Origin of the sequence: uncultured Negativibacillus sp., assembly GCF_944388365.1 — a bacterium.
Taxonomy (GTDB): Bacteria; Bacillota; Clostridia; order Oscillospirales; family Ruminococcaceae; genus Negativibacillus.
The window spans coordinates 1-5,374 of sequence record NZ_CALXIN010000112.1; the positions used below are offsets into that span (position 1 = coordinate 1).

Annotated in this window: 6 protein-coding genes; 1 reads left to right on the forward strand and 5 read right to left on the reverse strand. The window is 53.9% G+C overall.

The features are described 5' to 3' along the window. Positions 1 to 74 precede the first annotated feature (74 nt). Positions 75 to 1,457, forward strand: a complete 1,383-nt coding sequence (locus Q0L39_RS10425; RefSeq protein ID WP_296628976.1) for a VWA domain-containing protein — start codon at positions 75 to 77, stop codon at positions 1,455 to 1,457. A 35-nt stretch (positions 1,458 to 1,492) separates the two neighbouring features. Here the strand turns inward: Q0L39_RS10425 and aac(6') are convergent, their stop codons facing one another. From aac(6') to Q0L39_RS10450, 5 genes are all read right to left on the reverse strand, one after another. Continuing rightward, entirely contained in the window at positions 1,493 to 1,936 is a 444-nt protein-coding gene (gene aac(6') / locus Q0L39_RS10430; RefSeq protein ID WP_296628977.1) for an aminoglycoside 6'-N-acetyltransferase, read from the reverse strand. Between the two features lie 10 nt (positions 1,937 to 1,946). Then, on the reverse strand, positions 1,947 to 2,840 hold the full coding sequence (locus tag Q0L39_RS10435; RefSeq protein ID WP_296628979.1) for an NAD(P)-dependent oxidoreductase: 894 nt from the start codon (positions 2,838 to 2,840) through the stop codon (positions 1,947 to 1,949). A gap of 19 nt (positions 2,841 to 2,859) precedes the next feature. Continuing rightward, on the reverse strand, positions 2,860 to 3,267 hold the full coding sequence (locus tag Q0L39_RS10440) for a hypothetical protein (protein WP_296628980.1): 408 nt from the start codon (positions 3,265 to 3,267) through the stop codon (positions 2,860 to 2,862). 11 nt (positions 3,268 to 3,278) lie between these two features. Then, the gene (locus tag Q0L39_RS10445) at positions 3,279 to 4,034 is read right to left on the reverse strand and encodes a nucleoside phosphorylase (RefSeq protein WP_296628981.1); all 756 of its coding nucleotides are present in this window, start codon (positions 4,032 to 4,034) and stop codon (positions 3,279 to 3,281) included. A gap of 141 nt (positions 4,035 to 4,175) precedes the next feature. Beyond that, positions 4,176 to 5,374, reverse strand: a 1,199-nt coding sequence (locus Q0L39_RS10450) for an aspartate ammonia-lyase (protein ID WP_296628983.1), incomplete at its 5' end; no start/stop codon positions are given.

Here is a 5,374-nt window from a genome sequence, read left to right on the forward strand (position 1 = left end):
GTATAACCAATTTTCGAGGAAAGGAGAATGAATAAAACCACCCCTTTCGAGATGGTTTTATTATACGTGAGAATATGGGAATCATTAGTTCCAACAAACAGGTAGATGTGTCCCAGATCGGCTGTGACGGCACTGCCCGTGTTTCGCTTGCAATCACAGCGGCGCCGGATATCCTGCAAAATCCGGCTGACATTGTGCTGGTGCTGGACCGTTCCGGCAGTATGCAAGGTACACCGCTTGCCAGTATGAAGGCGGGTGCCAATGCATTTATCGACATTATTGCGGAGGCAACCGAGGGTACCGGAGGAAACATCGGTTCCGGCAGCCGGATTGCGATTGTCAGCTTTTCGGATACCGCCACTGCAAATACGCAGCTCATTACCTCGGTGAGCACCCTGAAACAGGCGGTCAATTCACTGACTGCCGGAGGTTCCACCAACCATGCGGATGCCTTTTTCCGTGCTTCCCAGCTTTTGAGCGGCACAACAGCCTCTCAAAAGGTGATTGTCATGTTTACTGACGGCAAGACGACGTCCGGTTCTCCACCGGCTCCGGTCGCAGCTGCCGCCAAACAGGCAGGTGCAGTGATCTACTGTATCGGTCTGATCGGCAGCGATGGCATTGACGTCGCTGCCCTCAATGAGTGGGCCAGCGATCCGGATGTCACCCATGTGGCGATTACACCCGACGCAAGCGACCTGGAAGAACTTTTCAAAGAGCTGGCAGAGAACATTTCCAAACCTGGTGCCACCGAAATTGTGATTGATGAGCTGGTCAACAGCGACTTCAGAATCACTTCGATGATGTCTCCGAATAAAGGAACTGCCATGCAGACAGGACCGCAGTCGCTGCAATGGAAGATTGCCCAGCTGGGTGTTTCCAGCAGCGAGAGCGCGATTCTGGAATTTGACATTGAGCACATCTCAGCCACCGGCGGACTCAAGAAGGTGAACGATTCGATCACTTACAGCGACAAGGAAGGAAATATCGTTTCCTTCCCTGACCCAAGTCTGATGGTGGACTGCGACGTCATCGTCCGCCCAGAACCCTGTCCAAAGCCGATCGACCTGGAGGTGGAAGGCTGCCGTGATACGGCTGTCGTTGATCTGGGTGAGGTCGAGCTGGAGTCGTTGGGCCGTATCGTCGAGCTGAGCCTGACGGTCAAGGACGTCTGTCCCGGGCGCCGCGTTGCGCTGGCAATCATCCTGACCGAGGTGGACGACAACGGTGAGGAATATCCGCGCGGCATGAAGGCGTTTACACTGCCCGCCCATGATGGTCCTGGTTGCCGCGATGTCCGCGTCGAGTGTGTTCACTTTGTACTGCCGGAGGATCTGGATGTCTCCGAAGAAACCCCGAATTCGCTCTGTGGTACTCGTCGCCTGAAAGCACGGGTGCTGGCAAACCAGATCGACACCGACTACCGCTGCTGCGGAGAACTGGTGATGGGACGATAAACGATGCAAAAAGGAGAGGGAAATCCCTCTCCTTTTTACAGTTCTTTTTGAAAACAGATGATGCGGTTTGCCTCCTGAAACCCGCAGGCAAGGTGAAAATGCAGGCTGTCTGCGTTGGTCAGCTCACAGTCGCTGGCAAATTCCAGACAGCCCTGTTGTTTTGCCCAGCTTTCGCAGGAGGACAGCAGCTGGCGGGAGATGCCGCGGTGCCGGTACTGCGGCAGGACGAAGATACCCTCCAGATAACCCACGGGACTGTGGGAGCATCCTTCCACGTAGTCGTGGCGCAGCGAGCGCTGCGCAAATCCGACCATCTGTTCCTCCTCCCAGGCGGCAAATACGGCGCCGCCGCAGGAAAGAAAGGAACAAAACTCGGTTCCAAGTTCCTCAGGAGAATGATGCGGCCAGAGCTGATGCGCCAGAGCAGCCAAACAATCCAACTCGACGGGATTAGAGGGAGAAAGACAGGTGATGTTCATAAGCTTTCCATTACCTCGTCTGCAAGAAACGGTCGATATTGGCAATCGACTTTTCGGTCAGTCGCTCGATTGCCTGATAGGAGCCGCCCGAGTAGCCGCCGTAGCAGCTGACATTTTCAATCTCCTGAAGCGACGGATCGCCCAGCGCCATCATGCTGTCGCAGAAATAGTAGTTGTCTCCGTGTGCAAGCCACTTTTTCAGGGCGTTCAGGTCGCAGGCGGGAGTGAGTCCGGTGTTAAACAGAATCTTGTGGTTACCAAGAGCCTGAAACTCCGGTTCGTTTAACAGGGTGACAAATTTGTTCAGGCAGGTGCAGATGCAGATATTTTTGGAGAGAAGCTCCTCCAGCGGCAGATAGCGGATGCCTTCTGCTTCGATCTGCGCCTTGTGGCTGCGGCTGTAATAGGTGACGTCCGCACCGAAGAAGTGCAGCGCCCGTGCAACCACCTGACCGGTTGCTCCCATGCCGATGATGCCCACCGGAATGCCGGTCAGCTCGAGCGGACGGTCGCTCCAGCGCTTGCCATGGAAGCCGTGCAGCAGGTCGGCAAGCTGGGAAACGACGTACTCTCCGACACCCTTGTCGCCGTAGTCGCTGACGCCGGTGACGGTGATGCCGTGTTCTCTGGCGCAGCGGATATCTACGCTGGCGCTGGCTTCGTCATACAGACTGCAGCACATCCCGATGTAGCGCAGTTTTGGACAGTGCTCGATGATGTTGGCAGTGATCTGGGTGGTGATGTTGACCAGGATGGCGTCCGCATCCTTGGCGCGTCGGATGACCTCCTCCTCGGTTTGAGGAATGTCGTCATAAAAGACAAAGGTTTCGGCGCGTTTGGCAAACTGCTCGTTTGCATTTGGGGTAAGGTTGAGTCGTTCGACGGCGACAAGCTGTTGAAACATAAGATGACCTCCTGATAAATCAGAATGATTGTGCATTGTTTTCTTCCCGTTCCCATGTCAGCTGGAGAGTTCCGTCCGCCTGCTCAAAGAAGAGGACAAGCTCGCAGCGTCCGGATGCCATCAGCTGGGAGGGATGTTCTGTGCCCAGCAAAAGCGGAGCATTGGCTCCCTTGCAGTGAATTTCTGCCCGCACCGTTCCTTTGGTCACATTGCAGGACAATGTAAAGCGGTAGCGGCAGTTGCAGGAAAGGCGCAGGACACGTCTGGTGTAATCTGTGCAGCCGGAAAAGGTGACCTTGCGGCTGTTTGGCACGCCGGCTCTGACATCGAGGTAGAGCAGCGCCCGCTTGCAGTTGATGACCAGCATCCCGTTTAACCACAGGAGATAGAACACAGGAATCAAAAGAAGAAGGAGCAGAAAATGCATCTTTCCTCCTATCAGAGCTTCCTTGCAATCTGCAAAGCCTGTTCAAAAAACTGGTGTCGGCTTTGCTGGGTCATTGTCCACGCCCAAGCAGGGTCTCCTTCATGCAGCGGATGCTTGTCCGAGGCAATCAGGATGGACACCACGTTGAGTCCAAGGTATGCACCCACCGAGAACAGCGCCGATGTCTCCATGTCCACACCGACAGCGCCTTTGTCCCGCCAGAGCTGTTCCTTATAAAAGGTTTGGCGATAGACCGCATCGCAGGAAACAATAGGTAGCGATTTGGCTGTCTTGACGGTTTCCATCGCCAGCCGATGCAGGGAGGAGGAGGGAGCAGCCTCCTCGATGGAATCATAATAGTGCAGAGAAGTGCCCTCCTCCACAAAGGCTTTGTGCGGGATGAGGATGTCCCCACTGTCAATTTCTTCTCCAAAGGCGCCGAACATCCCGACGCTCAGCACGTTTTCGACGCCCAGGGCAGCCAGTATTTCCAACGTATCCACCGCCTGTGGTGCGCCGCGTCCGCCGTCGAGAAAACAGAAATGATTGTCCGCATCGAACTGATAGACCGGACAGGCGCGCAGAAAGCGCGGGAATTTTTCACACAGCAGGTGGGTGGGATAGTTTTGCTGCAAGTATTCCTCTCCGCTCATATAAAAGAGGACGGCGGTTTTGGGAAATGCGGGGATCTCGTTTGCATGTCCTGAATGAATATGTGCCTTTGCGGTGATAATGGGGCGGGTGTTGTCGTCAGGATATTTCCACATTATTTTTCCTCCTCTATGCAGACAGAATGGTTACCGATATTATAGCATAAAACCTTCTCTGCCGCCAGAAATTGCAGCGATAAAAAAACAGCCCGAACCGATCGGTTCGGGCTGTAAGTATTGTTTTGCTTGCAGGAGCAATTATACCATCGAATGTGGGTCGAGGATCTTCTCAATCTCTTCGTCGGTGAATTTGCCGCTCTCATGCAGCAGTTCACGAACGGACTGACCGGTCTTGATTGCTTTCTTAGCAATGTCAGCAGCAAACTGGTAACCAACCTGTGGGCAGATTGCAGTGATGATACCAACGGAACCGTCAACCAGAGCCTGGCAGCGATCAGCGTTAGCAGTGATACCGGATACGCAGTTGTCAACGAAGGTCTCAACAGCACCAGCCAGAGCATTGATGGATTCGAACAGCTTGTGGTAGAGAACTGGCTCTGCGTAGTTGAGCTCGAGCTGACCAGCTTCAGCAGCTTTGGTGATGCAGACATCGTTGCCCATGATGCAGAATGCAGCCTGAGACATAACCTCTGGGATAACTGGGTTTACTTTACCTGGCATGATGGAAGAACCATTCTGTTTTGCAGGGAGGTTGATCTCCTGGAAGCCGCAGCGTGGGCCGGAGGACATCAGACGGAAGTCGTTAGCCATCTTGGAGCAGGAGATTGCGCAGGTCTTCAGGCAAGCAGAAACGTATGCATAAGCATCTAGGTTCTGAGTACCGTCAACCAGGTCATCAGCTTTTACCAGTGGCAGGCCGGTGATCTTTGCAAGTTCTGGAGCCAGAGCGTTAACATAGTCTGGGTTAGCGTTCAGAGCTGTACCAACAGCGGTACCGCCCATGTTGATTGCGTACATACCTTCCATAGCGCCGTTGAGACGAACCAGGTCACGTTTGATTGCTTTGCGGTATGCACCAAATTCAGAGCCGAGACGGATCGGAACTGCGTCCTGCATCTGGGTACGGCCCATCTTGATGATGTTGTGGAATTCTTCTTCTTTAACTGCCAGAGCAGCTTCCAGACGTTCTACCTGAGCGATTGCTTTTTTCAGCAGTTTGATTGCGGTCAGCTTAGCAGCAGATGGGAAAACGTCGTTGGTGGACTGAGCGCGGTTTACATGGTCGTTTGGATGAACGATCGAGTAGTCGCCTTTGGTGCCGCCGAGGATTTCGATTGCACGGTTAGCGATAACTTCGTTTGCGTTCATGTTTGCAGTGGTGCCTGCACCGCCCTGGATTGGGTCGCACAGGAACTGGTCATGCAGCTTGCCAGCGATGATCTCATCACAAGCCTGGCAGATGGCGTCTTTGATCTTTTCGTCCATCTCGCCTACCT

Coding starts and splice junctions, on each gene's coding strand:
- Q0L39_RS10425 (WP_296628976.1), top strand. CDS start 75: ATGGGAATCATTAGTTCCAACAAACAGGTAGATGTGTCCCAGATCGGC.
- Q0L39_RS10435 (WP_296628979.1), bottom strand. CDS start 2,840: ATGTTTCAACAGCTTGTCGCCGTCGAACGACTCAACCTTACCCCAAAT.
- Q0L39_RS10440 (WP_296628980.1), bottom strand. CDS start 3,267: ATGCATTTTCTGCTCCTTCTTCTTTTGATTCCTGTGTTCTATCTCCTG.
- Q0L39_RS10445 (WP_296628981.1), bottom strand. CDS start 4,034: ATGTGGAAATATCCTGACGACAACACCCGCCCCATTATCACCGCAAAG.